Genomic DNA, 13,589 nt, shown 5'->3' with positions numbered 1-13,589 from the left:
AACATGCACCAGCGAAAGATCTTCAGCGGCGCTCTCGCTTCCATCCTTGCCGCCGCCCTGCTCGCCGCGTGCGCGCCACAGGAGGCGGACAGCACGGACGCCGCCGGCACGTTTGCGGGCCTGCCTCGCGTAACGCCCGAGAGCGCCGGCATGTCGAGCGAACGGCTCGAGCGGATCCGGCCGGTGTTCGAACGCTACGTGACGGACGGCAAGCTGTCCGGCGTGATCACCGTCGTCGCCCGCGACGGTCAGGTCGTGCACTTCGAGGCCAGCGGTTACCAGGACGTCGAGGCCGGCGAGCCGATGACCGAGGACACGCTCTTCCGCATGTACTCGATGACCAAGCCGATCGCTTCGGCGGCGCTGATGATGCTCTGGGAGGAGGGCCACTTCCTGCTGTCGACGCCTCTGTCCCAGGTCCTTCCCGAGTTTGCCGGCACGCAGGTCTACGTCTCCGGCGACGGCGATGACATGGAGACGGAGCCGCCGCGACGGCCGATCGTCATCCGCGACCTGATGACACACACGTCCGGGCTGACCTACACCTTCATCCCCAGCCCGGTGGCCGCCAGCTACGCGACGGCGGGACTCGAGGGTTCGGCGGACGCCGTTCCCCACGACGACCTGGCGCACTATGTCCGGGAGCTGGCGAAGCAGCCTCTGCTCGCTCACCCCGGCACCGCCTGGAACTACAGCGTCGGGCTGGAGGTCGCGGGCCGGGTGGTCGAAGTCGTCTCGGGGCAGAGCTTCCGGGACTTCCTGAAGGAGCGCATCTTCGACCCGCTGGCCATGGTCGACACGGACTTCTACGTTCCGGACGAGAAGCTCGATCGTCTCGCCGTGAACTACGCGCCGACGCCCGAGGGCGGCATCGTCGTCTTCGACGATCCCGAGGCCAGCGCCTACCGCAAGCCGCCGAAGGTCGAGATGGGCGGTTCCGGCCTGGTCGCCACCGCCGGCGACTACCTGCGCTTTGCCCAGATGCTGGCGAACGGCGGCGAGCTCGACGGGGTGCGGATCCTCGGACCGGAGACGGTGGCCCTGATGATGGACAACCACCTGGGAGCGGCCTACGGGCCGTCGCCGATGTCGAGCCTCAATCTCGACATGGGGATGAGCGAGGGCATGGGCTACGGCCTCGGCGGCTACTCGATCACCGACACCGGACTGACCGGTCTGCCGGCCTCGCCGGGCACCTACGGCTGGGGCGGCGCCGCCTCGACCGACTTCCTCGTCGATCCGGAGGAGGACCTCGTCGCGATGGTGCTGACCCAGTTGCTGCCTACCGGCACCTATCCCCTGCGTCCGACGATGGAAGTGCTGACCTATCAGGCGATCGTGGAGTAGGCGCGAGGAGATGAAGATGCGCAAGCTCAGGGCAGTGGGCCTCGGCGCCGCGTCGCTGCTGATCCTGGCCGGAGAATCTCTTGCCCAGGAAGGCGGCTTCTATGCCGGCTACACAGCCTCGGCCGAGCAGTTCGACGCCACCTTTTCGAAGAACGTCGACAACACGGATCCGGACACCCTCGTGCCCGAGCCGCGGCGCGGCATGGTCTTCCACGATCAGGACTCCGCCGACACGGTGGATCTCGCGGCCGGCTTCATCGTTGGCTACCGCACGGCCCCCGGCGCCGGCGGCGCGTACCTCAGTACGGAACTCGACGTCATGTTCCACAGCGGCGAGCCGGATGGCCGGCTCGCCGGCGTGGGCACATCGCCCGAACACAAGCAACTGGGCGAGAGCTGGCCCGATGCGTGGTCCCTCGACAAGAAGCGCAGCTACGGGCTGACCCTGCGGCTTGGTTTCCTGCCGGACTCGCTCCAGTCCCGGGACGTGAGCCTCTACCTGCTCGGCGGCGTTCGCCTCTTCAAGTCGCGCTTCAGCACGACCTTCGAAGGGTGTCTGAACGCCGAGCCGTGTTCAGCCTCCGAGTTCGTCTCCGGGGCCGACGGCCGCGACGTGGATGCGGTCGCCACCACCTGGGGCGTCGGTCTGGAGAAGCGGTTCGGCAGCGGCGAGTACGCCCGCCGGATCGCCTTGCGATTCGAGGCGACCTACAGCGAGTACGGCGACGAGTCCTGGGTGGCCGACTTTCCGGACGTCCGGGTCACCGTGCCCTCGGCTGTGGAGGCGGAGGGGATAGGCGTGACGGTGAGCATGGTGCGGCTGTTCGGCGCGGCGGACTGAGGGCGTCCGCCTCAGCCGTACATCACCGCCGCCGCCTCTTCCCGCAGCGCCGTCGGATTCCCCAGCATCTGGCGGTCGTAGCCGGCGCGCTTGTAGAAGATGTGCATGTCGCACTCGTGCGTGAAGCCGATGCCGCCGAAGACCTGGGTGGTCATGGTGACGGCGTGGTTGGCCACGTCGGTGGCGTGGGCCTTGAGCAGGGGAGCGAGGTGGTCGATCTCGTCCGATCCGTCGTCCCAGACGTCGGCGGTGTGCCAGAGCAGGGACTGGACCGGCTCGACCTCGGTGAGGACCTCTGCGCACATGTGCTTGACCGCCTGGAAGGAGCCGATGATGCGGTCGAACTGCTTGCGCTCCTTGGCGTACTCGACCGCGATGTACAGCCCCTTCTGGGCGGCGCCCAGGGCGTCGGCGGCGAGGGCGATCTGGGCCGCATGGACGGCTCGCCGCGTGCTGTCGGAGTTGCCGCCGAGGTTCTCGGCCGCGCCCAGGTCGACGTTGGAGAAGGTGACTTCGGCGACCCGGCGGGTGTCGTCGACGGTCTGAAGGGGCTCCACGTCGATGCCCGGCGTGGTCGCGTCGAGCAGGTGCAGACTGCCCCCGTCTTCGAGCAGGAAGGCGTCCGCCCAGGTGGCGTCGGGCAGGTAGAGAACGGAACCGTCGACCCGGCCGCTCTCGATCGGCGCGTCGAGAATCGGCGTGAGCAGGGTCCTCCCCTCGGCGATCCCTTCGAGCAGGGCGCTTCGGCGTTCGCCGGCGTCGGCGCCGGCGATCAGCAGCGGCGCCAGGACGTAGGACGAGTGGAAGTTCACCGGCGCCGCGGCGCGCCCGATCTCCTGGGCGGCGATCGCCGCCTCCTGCATCCCGAGTTCCGAACCGCCCAGGTCCATGTCGATCAGGAGACCCGTGATGCCCTGGTCGCCGAGCTGGCCGTGGATCGCCGCGTCGCGGCCGGACTCCGAGTCCATCACCTGGCGGACGCGCTCGACGCCCACGTCCTGGGCCAGAAAGCGCGCGATCGAGTCTCGGAGCAGCTCCTGCGGCTGCGTCAGTCCAAAGTCCATGTTCGAGGACTCCTTGTGGGCCCGGCCGTCAGGCCGCTGCCGGCTTCGGCTCCCGCGGCAGGCCGAGGCCCCGCTCGCCGATGATGTTCTTCTGGATCTGGGCGGTGCCGCCGCCGATGATCAGGCCGAGGGCGTACATGTAGTTGCGCTGCCAGTTGCCGTAGTCGCGCACGTGCTTCGAGCCGCGCTTCAGGACGCCGCGCTCGGCCATCGCGTCGATCGCCAGGGCGCAGACGTCGTAGTTCAACTGGCAGCTGTTCAGCTTGACGATGAGTCCACCGGCGCCGGAGTCGCGCTTCTTCAACCTGTCGGTGAGAAGGCGCAACTGGTGGTACTTCATTGCCTGCACCCGGCCCTCGAGCTTGAGCAGCCGGTCCCGGTAGACGGGCGAGTCGATCAGGCCGGTCTCGCGCAGGATGTCGACGCAGCCGGCGAGGTAGTTCTCGGTCGTGTTCGAGCGGCCGAGCATGTTGCGCTCGAAGCGCAGGGTGTAGGTGCCGACCTCCCAGCCCTGGCCGGGGCGGCCCACGACGTTCATGGCGGGCACCCGCACGTCGGTGAAGAAGACTTCGTTGAAGGAGGCGTCGCCGGTCATCGTCATCAACGGGCGCACGTCGAGGCCGGGAGTGTCCATCGACAGGACGATGTAGCTGATGCCGCCGTGCTTTCCGCCGTCCGCTTCGGTGCGAATCAGGGCGAACATCATGTCGGCCTCGCGAGCGCCGCTGGTCCAGATCTTCTGACCGTTGATCACGTACTCGTCGCCGTCGAGCACCGCGGAGGTCCGCAGCGATGCCAGGTCGGAGCCGGATCCCGGCTCGCTGTACCCCTGGCACCAGATCAGCTCGCCGCGCATCGTGGGCCGAATCAGGTCCTGCTTCTGGTCCTCGCGGCCGAAGTGCAGCAGCGTCGGGACGAACATTCCGGTGCCCTGGTTCTCCATCCCAAGGGAGATCCCGGCGTTCTGGAACTCGTCCTCGATCACCAGGCTCGCGAGGGCATCGGGCTCGTGGCCGGCGCCGCCGTAGCGCTTGGGGATCGTGCGGCCGGCGTAGCCGGCGTCGAAGAGCCGCTTCTGCCACTCCAGGGTTCTTTCACGGATCTGCGATGCGTCACCGCCGAAGCCAGGACCGGCCGGGACGGCAACGTCCTCATTGGCGGTGAGGAAGGAGCGAATCTCCTCGCGGAGGGAGTCGTACTCGGAGCCGATCGATGTGTCCATGATGGGCGCGACTTTATCGCGCCCGGGGGTCCTCGTCAGCACCCTGGAGCGTTCGGAGTAAGCTGTCGGGTTCGACACTCCGTCGAAGGACAACCTCGGGAAGGGTGGCGACGACAAGATGGGCGACGACACGGTGGCAGAAGGGCTCGCGGAAGGGACCGAGGACGCCGGCGCAGCGAGGCCCTCGAGCCGCGATGCCGTGCGTCTCGAGCAATTGCGGCAGGCCGCGGCTTCATCCGGCGCCGACGCCGTGGTGCTGACGCCGGGAGCTACGTTGAGATGGCTCCTGGGCCACCACTTCGACGGGCACGAGCGGCTCTTCCTGCTCGTCGTGCCGACCGCCGACGCTCCGGTGGCCATCGTTCCCGCGCTGGAGGAGGCGAACTTCCGGAGCGTTGCGCCAGCGGTCGAGTCGGTGCATCTCTGGGACGACGCGGACGGTCCGGAGAAAGCCGCGGCCGCCGCGTTCAAGGATCTCGGGAAGGCGGCGCGGGTGGCGGTCGAACCGCTCAGCCTGCGCTTCATGGAAGTCCAGCACCTGTCCCGCGAGCTTCCGAAGGCGAGGCTCGAAAGCGCCGAATCGATCGTGAGCGAACTGCGGCTCAAGAAGAGCGACGAGGAGGCGAAAGCGATCCAGCAGGCGTCGAAGATCGCCGAGGCGGCGCTCGAGTTCACGCTGCGGGACGTCAAGCCGGGACGCACCGAGCGCGAGATCGCGGCCAAGCTCTCGAGTGAGCTGCTGCGCCGCGGCGGAGGCGGCATCTCCTTTGGCCCGATCGTTCTCAGCGGTCCGAAGAGCGCGCTGCCCCACGGAGTCCCCGACGAGCGGCAGATGGAGGAGGGCGAGTTCCTGCTGATCGACTTCGGCACGTCGTTCGACGGCTACCACTGCGACATCACCCGCACGTTCGTCGTCAGCGGCTCGCCGACGGACCGCATGCGGGAGGTCTACGAGGCCGTGCTGCAGGCGAACATCCGCGGAGTGGCGGCCTCACGTCCCGGCGTCACCTACGACTACGTCCACAAGAACTGCCAGGCGAACCTGCGCGCCGCGCGCTTCAAGGAGTTCATGACCCATCGCACCGGGCACGGCCTGGGTCTGGAGATCCACGAGCCGCCGTCCGTCATGGCGGGCAACACCGACGTTGTCGAGGAGGGGGCCGTGTTCACCATCGAGCCGGGCCTCTATCTCGAAGGTTGGGGCGGCGTGCGGATCGAGGACAACGTACGCGTCACCGCGGAGGGCTGCGACCTGCTCACGTCGTCGCCGAGGGAGCTGCGGATCCTCGGAGCCTGAGCCCTCGACAGCGCCCCTTCAGAAGTGAAGGTGCAGGCCGATCTGGCCGCGGCGGCTGTCGCCGAGGCCACTGCGGATCGTGCCGTCGAAGTTGAAGAGCAGGGAGCCCTGGGAGGCGTCGAGGCGGTTGTCGGCGTTCGTCAGGTTGAAGATCTCGAAGACCGGTTCGAGCGTGATGCCGGGCCCGAGGGTGAATGGGCGCGAAAGCCGGACGTCCCAGGTCAGGAAGTCGTTGTCGCGGCGTAGCGTGTTCCGCTGGAGGATGCGCCCGCCTGCGCAGATGCGGTCGGACGGCTGGGCGGCTCTTCGACCGGGTTCCGCGCAGGATTCCGACACGGGCGAGGCCGAGAGGTAGCGGAACACGTTGCTGAACTGGACCTCGCCGGGCAGGGCGAAGAGCAGATAGCCCGCGACCTGGTGCCGGCGGTCGCGGTCGGACCAGCCGAACTCGGGTCCGAGGTTCGTCGGATCGGCGTAGCGGAACGTGAAGGGGTCCCGCTCGTTGTCGTCGTCGGAGCGATCCCGGCTGAGGGTGTAGTTCACCTCGAACGTGAGCAGGCCGTCGAAGGCGCCCCGCCCGCGCAGGGTGGCGGTCAGGCCGTGGTAGCGGGAGCGCGCCGAGCTTTCCGTGTTGTTCAGGACATTGATGCCGCCGCCGCCCGGATGGGTGCCGATGCCGAAGGGCGCGCCGAAACCCGGGTGGTTGCGGTCCACGAAGCGGAACAGCTCGTCGGTTCGCGCGTGCTGGTAGGAGAGCTCGGCCGTCACGCCACGGCCCAGCCGGCGCTCGAAGCCCGCGCCGAATGACCAGGTCTCCGGCAGTTCCAGGTCCCGGTCGACGACGGTGATGTCGGGCAGGAAGGGAACCGTGTCCGAGCCGTCGATCTGCTGGTCGATGGGCGGTACCGGGCCCAGCGCCGGCGAGGCGGCGCTGCTCCTGAACAGGACCTGCTGGAAGGCGCCGTTCGTCGTGCGCGGACCTGCCAGGACCAGGCTGGGGATGCGCGACACGTAGGAGCCGGCGTTCAGCCGCAGCACGTTGGAGCCGTCGCCCGAGGCGTCCCACACCAGGCCGAGGCGGGGCTGGAAGTTGTCGAGATCGTCGGGGATCGTGCCGTCCGAAGGGAACCGCGGATCGTCCAGGTAGGGCGCGAACCAGGTGTCGCGCGGGGCGATCAGCGGGTCCGGATTCCAGGTTCCCTCCCAGCGCACCCCGAGATTCAGGACGATCCGTTCGCTCGCCTGCCAGGTGTCCTGGAGGAAGAGACCGACTTCGTCGACGTCGAATGCCTGCTTGCCCAGGTCTTCCGGCGGAATGCCGGGAACGGTCGCGGCCTGCAGGTAGAGCAGGACCGGTCCGGTGATCCCGGTTCCCGGTGGGCAGTGGCCGGCGGCGCTGCTCGTGCCGTCGGAGCAGGTCACGTAGTGGTTGCCCTGTTCCATGAAGTTGATGAAGCCGTCCACCGAGTCGAAGATGTAGCGGCTGTTGCCGAAGCCCAGGAATTGCTGGGCGATGCCGGTCCGGTTCGCCTCGATCCCCGCCTTGACCAGGTGATCGCCGAGCAGCGTCGAGACGTTGTCGACGAGCTGCTTCCGGTCGTCCGCCGCGTCGGCGCCGATCGGCAGGAAGAAAGGCAGACCGATGCGGAAGCCGTCCGCGAAGTCCATCGCGATGTCCGGAAAGGGCCGGCCGCCCAGAGCCATGTAGGGCGGCTGGGGCGGCGGCTCGACTCCCGGCTGGAGCGGCCCGCCGTAGCGCCGCGGACGGTGCTCGCGAGCCCATTGGAGGCGCAGTTCGTTCGAGGTCCGGTTGCTGAGGAGGGAGCGCAGGCTGAGGTTGACGGCGTGCGAGTAGTCCTGCTCGATGCCGTTCGCCGACAGGCCCCAGGAGTCGACGTCGAACGTGCCGTTCTCCTGCTCCGACCAGGTGTAGTTGTACTTGACCGACGCCTGGTGACTCTCGTTCAGGTTGAAGTCCAGCTTGGCGATCAGGGCGCGGTTGTCGTCGCTGCGCTCGATGGGCCCGAACTCGTCGTCGAAGAGGCCGGGCCAGCGGTCCTGCAGGAAACGGTCGAGCCGCTCGAGGTTGGCGGGCCCGGCGACGCCGCGCACGAGCTGCTTGGTCTCCGAAGCGTCCTGCTCGTCGTACGCGCCGAAGAAGAACACGCGCTCCCGCTTGACCGGCCCGCCGAGCGTGAAGCCGTACTGCAGCCGCTCGAACTCCGGCTTCGCCGCCTCACCGGAAGGATGCTCGGACGAGATCCCGTCCCATTGCCGGAACGTGTGCAGCGTGCCCTCGAGCTCGTTCGTGCCGGACTTCGTGATCACGTTGACGAAGCCGCCGGCCGACCGGCCGAACTCGGCCGTCGCGCCCTGGTTGATGACCACCATCTCCTGGATCGCGTCCTGGTTGAAGGTGAAGGCCGGACGCTGGCCGCCGCGTTGCTCGCCGAAGAAGGAGTTGTTGAAGTCGGCGCCGTCGACGATGAAGTTGTTGAAGATGCCGCGCTGGCCGCTGATGTTCAGTTCGTCGCCGTCCGGCCCCTGGGAGAGCGAGGCCCCCGGGGTCAGCAGGGTCAGGTCGAAGAAGTTGCGGCCGTTCACCGGCAGGCCCTCGATCACCTCGTCGGAGAGCCGCTGGGAGGTCGTAACGTCTTCGGTGGCCGCCGTGCCGTAGGCGTCCGTTGACACCGTGATCTCCTCGGCGACGACCTCCTTGAGTTCGATGTCGAGGTTCAGGCTCTCGCCGACGCGAAGGGTCAGGCCGGCGAGCCGCTCCATCAGTCCCTCGTCGTCCCTGGTCACGATCAGTTCGTACGTTCCGAGCGGCAGCAGAGTGCGGGCGAAGGTCCCTCCCGCTGTGGTCTCCACGGATGTCGTGAACCCGGTCTCGGCGTGCTGGATGAGAACCAGGGCGCCCCCGACGGTGGCGCCGTCGGGCCCGCGGACCGTGCCGCGGATGATGCCGGTCGTCGCCTCGGATTGGGCGGCTGCGGGGATGGCCGTTGCGGCGAGGCCCAGGGCCAGACCGGCAATCGCGAGAAGCAGACGGTTACGCATTTGGCGGACCCTATCGCCGCTCGCAGCCGGCGCACGGTCGCGTCTTGTGATGGCGAACGCCCTGTCCGGATCTCCCAGTTGGGAGTATTGCGGGCGACTGGTGGGCGTCGCTACGCTGAGAGTCAAGCCTTTGAGTCAGCATCGCGTCAGCCTTGGGTCAGGGTCAAGCAAGCCCCGTGTGGCGGCTGCACTTCGCACGACTGCGCCTTCGACCGGGGCGGGCGCAGGAGGCCGGATGGCGAGCATCGTAGCCACGCTCCAGGAGGCGGCGTTCGACGAGGACCGCTGGGCGGCTGCTTCGGCTGCAGTCGACGACGCTTGCGGAGCGATGGCCAGCCACCTGGCGGTCCTCTCCGATTCTGGGGAGGCCTGGCCGTTCCGATTCAGCCAGCTCCTGAGGCGCGGGGTGGCTGACGAAGAAGCCGAGCGCATCTATGTTGAAGAGTGTGCGTTTCGGGACGAGCGCGTGCCGCGTCTGGCCGACTTGCCCTACGCGCGCCTGATCCACAACACGGAGATCTACACCGCTCGCGAGCAGAAAACCTCGCCCGTGTACGCCGGTGTTCTTCCCCGCATCGGCTCGAACAACCAGTTGAACGTGCGCTTGGCGGGCCGGAACGACAGCGAGATCGTCTGGGTGCTGACTCGAGAGGCTTCCAGTGACTGGACGTCCGGTCACATCGCACTCCTGAACGGCTTGCTGCCCCATGTCGAGCACTTCGTCAACGTACGCCAGGCCCTGGCGGAAGCGGATACCCGTACCACGTCCCTCGCTGGACTGATCGACAGTGCCGGCCTGGGCGTGGTCTTCCTCGACGGAAGGGGCCGCGTGCTGGAAGTGAACGCGCAGGGGCGTTCCATACTGCAGGCGGGGCGTTGCCTGTCGGAACGCGGCGGCCGGCTCCGAGCCCGTTGGCGGGCGGACGGCGCGAAGCTGAACAAGTTGCTCACCGCCGCCTGCCGGGATGGCGTCGGCGGTTCGATGAGCCTCCAGGCCCTTGACGGGCCGCTCGTGCTGCATGCCTGTCCGATCCCGCCTGACCGGGGGTGTTGGGACACCCGCGGCGTCGCTGCGCATGTGCTGCTGACCGAGCCTCGCTCTATCGGACCGATCGATCCAGGTCCCGTGGCCGCGGCCCTCGGCTTGACGCCGACAGAGAGCGAGATGGCGGCGTGGCTGGCGGAAGGCCGTACGGTCGGCGAGATCGCCGTCTCTACGGGTCGGAAGGAGAGCACGGTCCGCTGGCACATCCGCAACCTGCACTCGAAGCTGGGTGTTCATCGTCAGGCGGATCTGGTGCGCCTCGTGCTCTCGACCGCGGCTGCGACGCCGCCGGTTCGGCGCGTGGGCTCGGAGGACGAAGAAACGCATCCGGGAAGGCAGCAGTGATTGTCAGGGCACGGTCTGGCGGGTCCGCTGCGGCGTCTCGCTTCGAGGGAATCGTCGCAGGCTTGCAGGAGGCGGCGTTCGACGAAGACTGTTGGGCAAAGGTCTCACGATCCCTTGACGACGTTTGCGACCTGATGGGCAGCCACCTGGTCGTGCTGACCGGACGGCGTTCCGTTCCGGAGTATCGGTTCAGCCGGGGTCTGTTCCGCGGAGAACCGATGGGAGAAGCCGAAGAGCTCTACGTCAAGGAGTATGGATTCCGGGATGAACGCTTGCCTCGGCTGCGGGATCTGCCGAACGCGCGCCTGGTGCACAACCGGCGGATCTACACGGAACAGGAGCAGAGAACGTCGCCGGTCTACTGCAGCTTTCTTCCCCGGGTCGGGTCCAACAATCAGTTGAACGTGCGCCTTGACGGACTCCACGACACCGACATCGTCTGGGCCTTGACGAAAGCCGCTGGCCTTGATTGGACGTCGGAGCAGGTGGCTTTCCTGGAGCGTCTCCTTCCGCACGCGGCCCACTTCGTGCGTGTCCGGCAAGCACTGGCAGTTGCGGACGCCCGCGACGCCTCGCTGACCGAGTTGATGGGGACGATCGGTCTGGGCGCCGTCCTCCTTGATCAACGGGCCCGCGTGTTGGAAGTGAACACGCATGGACGTCGCCTGCTTGCCACGGGGCGTTGCTTGAGGGAGCGAAGTGGCAGGCTGAGGGCCCGCTGGCGCAGCGACGACGCAAAGCTCGGCCGATTGCTTGCGTCCTGCTGTCGCGAGGGCGTGGGCGGATCGATGACGATCCGTCCGTCTTGCGACGATTCCATCGCGGGTCCGGTGGTGCTACACGCTTCTCCGGTGCCTTCCGACCTGACGAACTGGGACACTCGGGGTGTGGCCGCCCGGGTACTGCTGACCGAACCACACTCCGTTGGACCGATCGATCCCGCACCCATCGCGGTGACCTATGACCTCACGGAGACCGAGAGCCGGGTGGCTGCGCTGCTGGCCGAGGGCGCGGCGGTAAGCGAGATTGCGGCGACCACCGGCCGCAAGGAGAGCACGGTGCGCTGGCACGTCCGCAACCTCCACTCCAAGCTGGGCGTCCATCGCCAGGCGGACCTGGTGCGCCTCGTGCTGTCGACGGCCGTTGCGGCGCCGGCGGAGCAGTGACCGCGAAGGCGCCGCGCGGCCCCGCGACCGCTGCCTCCGGGCTGGAGGAAATCGTTGGGTGCCTGCAGCAGGCGGCTCTCGACGAAAGGCGGTGGAGCGCCCTGTCGGCACGGATCGAAGATGCCGTCGGAGGCTTTTCGAATCACCTCGTGGTTATGGCGCGGCGGGGCGGTTCCTTCGAGTTCCTGTTCAGCAGTTGTTTGGTTCGAGGCGAACCCGACCCTGAGACCGAGCGGACCTACATCGAGGAGTACGCGTTCCGGGACGAGCGCGTTCGTCGCTTCGAGGCTTGGCCGAATGGACGATTGCTTCACAACAGGGAGGTGTACACGCCGACCGAGCAACGGACGTCGGCTGTCTATCGCGACTTCCTTCCCAGGTTCGGCAGCAACAACCAGATGAACGTTCGGCTGAATGGTCTCCATGGCAATCACATCGTCTGGGTTCTTTCGGCGCGGCCGGACCGTGACTGGTCGTCGCGGCAGATCGGTGTCGTCAACCATCTCTTGCCTCACGTGCATCAGTTCGTCAATGTGCGCCAGACGCTGGCGGCTGCGAACGCTCAGGTCGAGTCGCTGGCCGGACTACTCGATCGCACGCGACTCGGCGTGATCCATCTGGACAGCCGGGCGCGAGTGCTGGAGGCCAACGAGCCGGCCCGTTCCCTGTTGCGGGCCGGCGACCGCCTGATCGCGAAGAGCGACGGTCAACTGGGTGCTCGCTGGCGCAGCGACGATGCGAAGCTCGGTCGGCTTCTTGCGGCCTGCTGCCTGGACGGCGTGGGCGCTTCGATGACCGTGCGGCCCACCGGTGAGTCCCTCGATGCCGGTCCGGTGACGTTGCAGGCCTGTCCAGTGAGTCCCGACTTGACGAGCTTCGACACGCGCGGCGTCGCGGCGCAACTGCTGCTGACCGAGGCCGGCTCAGGTCCCGTCGTCGATCCTCGGTCGCTGGCGGAGGCGTACGACCTGACGGCCGCGGAGAGCGGGGTGGCGGTGCTGCTGGCGGAAGGCCGAACGGTGGGCGAGATTGCCGAGTCCACGGGCCGCAAGGAGAGCACGGTGCGCTGGCACGTGCGCAACCTGCACTCGAAGCTGGGTGTCCATCGGCAGTCGGACCTTGTGCGACTCGTGCTGTCGATGGCCGCCGGAGAGCGGCCACGGTAGCGGTGCTGTGAGTGTGGCCACCGTCGCTGCTCGGCTGGAGGGGGCTATCGGGGAGCTGCAGGAAGCAGCACTCGACGAGGAACGCTGGCCTGTTGCGTCGGCGCTGATCGACCAAGCAGCCCGCATCGAGGGCAGTCACCTCTCTGTGCTTCCGCGGCGCGGGTTGCCTTCGGAGTTCCTGTTCAGCCGAATCCTGATTCACGGCGAGCCGCGCGACGACGTGGAGCGGACGTACGTTCAGGACTACGCGTCTCGAGATGAGCGCAGTTCCCGCCTCCGGGCTCTGCCATACGGACGTTTGGTCCACAACACGGAGCTCTTCACCGAACGCGAGCTGAAGACGTCGCCGTTGTACTGCGGTTTCCTGCCCCGAGTCGGCAGCAACAACCAGGCTGTCGTGCGCCTCGAGGGCGTGCATGACACGGACATCCACTGGTGTCTGTCGGCGCCGATGGGCCGCGTTTGGAGTTCCGAACAGATCGCTGTCGTCGAGCGTCTCCTGCGTCACGTTCGGCATTTCGTTCGGGTTCGCTAGGCGCTGGCGTCGGCCGACGCCAGAGAAGCTTCGTTGACCGGTCTGCTCGAACGATCCGGTCTGGCGGTGCTCTACCTCGACCGAACCGGTCGCGTGTTGGAAGCGAACGCCCCCGCTCGGGAACTGCTCGCAACCGGCGAAGTCATCCTGCAGCGGGACGGTCAGTTGTCGGCGCCAGGTTCGGACTCGGCTGCGAGGCTGGGCCGGCTTCTTTCCGTTTGCTGCCGCAAGGGCGTCGGTGGTTCGATGACGCTCCATCCTTGCGGTGGGCCGGCCGATAGCGAACCGCTGTTGCTTTGTGCCTGCCCGGTAGCGCCGGACCATACGACCTTCGACTCTCGCGGCGTGTCCGTGCAAGTCCTGCTGACGAGGCTAGGCGGCGGCAAGCAGAGCGTCGATACGCGCCAGGTCGCCAGGTTGTACGACCTGACGCCGGTCGAGAGCCGCGTGGCCGCGCTGCTGGCGGAGGGCCGGACAGTCAGTGAGATCGCGGCCTCCACC

11 protein-coding genes are annotated in these 13,589 nt (G+C 67.7%); 8 read left to right on the top strand and 3 right to left on the bottom strand.

What is annotated here, in order from left to right; translation table 11 throughout:
• The first annotated feature begins 3 nt into the window (after nt 1-3).
• Nucleotides 4-1,347 carry a serine hydrolase gene (locus tag OXI49_10570; GenBank protein ID MDE2690946.1) on the top strand — a complete coding sequence of 448 codons (1,344 nt, stop codon included), beginning with the start codon at nt 4-6 and terminating at the stop codon, nt 1,345-1,347.
• A gap of 10 nt (nt 1,348-1,357) precedes the next feature.
• Entirely contained in the window at nt 1,358-2,188 is an 831-nt protein-coding gene (locus OXI49_10565; protein ID MDE2690945.1) for a hypothetical protein, read from the top strand.
• An 11-nt stretch (nt 2,189-2,199) separates the two neighbouring features.
• Here OXI49_10565 and OXI49_10560 read toward each other — a convergent pair whose 3' ends face one another.
• Nucleotides 2,200-3,252 (bottom strand): acyl-CoA/acyl-ACP dehydrogenase, encoded by a 1,053-nt coding sequence (locus OXI49_10560; protein MDE2690944.1) that lies wholly within the window; start codon nt 3,250-3,252, stop codon nt 2,200-2,202.
• A gap of 28 nt (nt 3,253-3,280) precedes the next feature.
• Nucleotides 3,281-4,474, bottom strand: coding sequence for an acyl-CoA dehydrogenase family protein (locus OXI49_10555; GenBank protein MDE2690943.1), 1,194 nt, complete (start codon nt 4,472-4,474; stop codon nt 3,281-3,283).
• Nucleotides 4,475-4,592: 118 nt separating this feature from the next.
• Between OXI49_10555 and OXI49_10550 the strand changes: the two genes are divergently transcribed.
• Entirely contained in the window at nt 4,593-5,771 is a 1,179-nt protein-coding gene (locus tag OXI49_10550; protein MDE2690942.1) for a Xaa-Pro peptidase family protein, read from the top strand.
• Between the two features lie 18 nt (nt 5,772-5,789).
• Here the strand turns inward: OXI49_10550 and OXI49_10545 are convergent, their stop codons facing one another.
• Nucleotides 5,790-8,831, bottom strand: coding sequence for a TonB-dependent receptor (locus OXI49_10545; protein MDE2690941.1), 3,042 nt, complete (start codon nt 8,829-8,831; stop codon nt 5,790-5,792).
• A 235-nt stretch (nt 8,832-9,066) separates the two neighbouring features.
• On the opposite strand from OXI49_10545, the gene OXI49_10540 reads away from it, so the two are divergent.
• From OXI49_10540 to OXI49_10520, 5 genes are all read left to right on the top strand, one after another.
• Nucleotides 9,067-10,221 (top strand): helix-turn-helix transcriptional regulator, encoded by a 1,155-nt coding sequence (locus tag OXI49_10540; protein MDE2690940.1) that lies wholly within the window; start codon nt 9,067-9,069, stop codon nt 10,219-10,221.
• 134 nt (nt 10,222-10,355) lie between these two features.
• Entirely contained in the window at nt 10,356-11,387 is a 1,032-nt protein-coding gene (locus OXI49_10535; GenBank protein ID MDE2690939.1) for a helix-turn-helix transcriptional regulator, read from the top strand.
• On the top strand, nt 11,384-12,553 hold the full coding sequence (locus OXI49_10530) for a helix-turn-helix transcriptional regulator (GenBank protein ID MDE2690938.1): 1,170 nt from the start codon (nt 11,384-11,386) through the stop codon (nt 12,551-12,553). The genes OXI49_10535 and OXI49_10530 overlap by 4 nt, the downstream gene beginning before the upstream one ends.
• Nucleotides 12,554-12,566: 13 nt before the next feature.
• On the top strand, nt 12,567-13,088 hold the full coding sequence (locus tag OXI49_10525; GenBank protein MDE2690937.1) for a hypothetical protein: 522 nt from the start codon (nt 12,567-12,569) through the stop codon (nt 13,086-13,088).
• A gap of 33 nt (nt 13,089-13,121) precedes the next feature.
• On the top strand, nt 13,122-13,589 hold a 468-nt coding region (locus OXI49_10520; GenBank protein ID MDE2690936.1), incomplete at its 3' end, for a hypothetical protein.

The sequence above is a fragment of the Acidobacteriota bacterium genome (assembly GCA_028875725.1).
In the GTDB taxonomy this organism is placed as follows: domain Bacteria; phylum Acidobacteriota; class Thermoanaerobaculia; order Multivoradales; family Multivoraceae; genus Multivorans.
This window is presented reverse-complemented; position numbering and strand designations above follow the sequence as displayed.

What these genes read in the sequence shown, in the direction of transcription:
- OXI49_10570 (MDE2690946.1), top strand. Translation starts at nt 4, where the DNA reads ATGCACCAGCGAAAGATCTTCAGCGGCGCTCTCGCTTCCATCCTTGCC.
- OXI49_10565 (MDE2690945.1), top strand. Translation starts at nt 1,358, where the DNA reads ATGAAGATGCGCAAGCTCAGGGCAGTGGGCCTCGGCGCCGCGTCGCTG.
- OXI49_10560 (MDE2690944.1), bottom strand. Translation starts at nt 3,252, where the DNA reads ATGGACTTTGGACTGACGCAGCCGCAGGAGCTGCTCCGAGACTCGATC.
- OXI49_10555 (MDE2690943.1), bottom strand. Translation starts at nt 4,474, where the DNA reads ATGGACACATCGATCGGCTCCGAGTACGACTCCCTCCGCGAGGAGATT.
- OXI49_10550 (MDE2690942.1), top strand. Translation starts at nt 4,593, where the DNA reads ATGGGCGACGACACGGTGGCAGAAGGGCTCGCGGAAGGGACCGAGGAC.
- OXI49_10545 (MDE2690941.1), bottom strand. Translation starts at nt 8,831, where the DNA reads ATGCGTAACCGTCTGCTTCTCGCGATTGCCGGTCTGGCCCTGGGCCTC.
- OXI49_10540 (MDE2690940.1), top strand. Translation starts at nt 9,067, where the DNA reads ATGGCGAGCATCGTAGCCACGCTCCAGGAGGCGGCGTTCGACGAGGAC.
- OXI49_10535 (MDE2690939.1), top strand. Translation starts at nt 10,356, where the DNA reads ATGGGCAGCCACCTGGTCGTGCTGACCGGACGGCGTTCCGTTCCGGAG.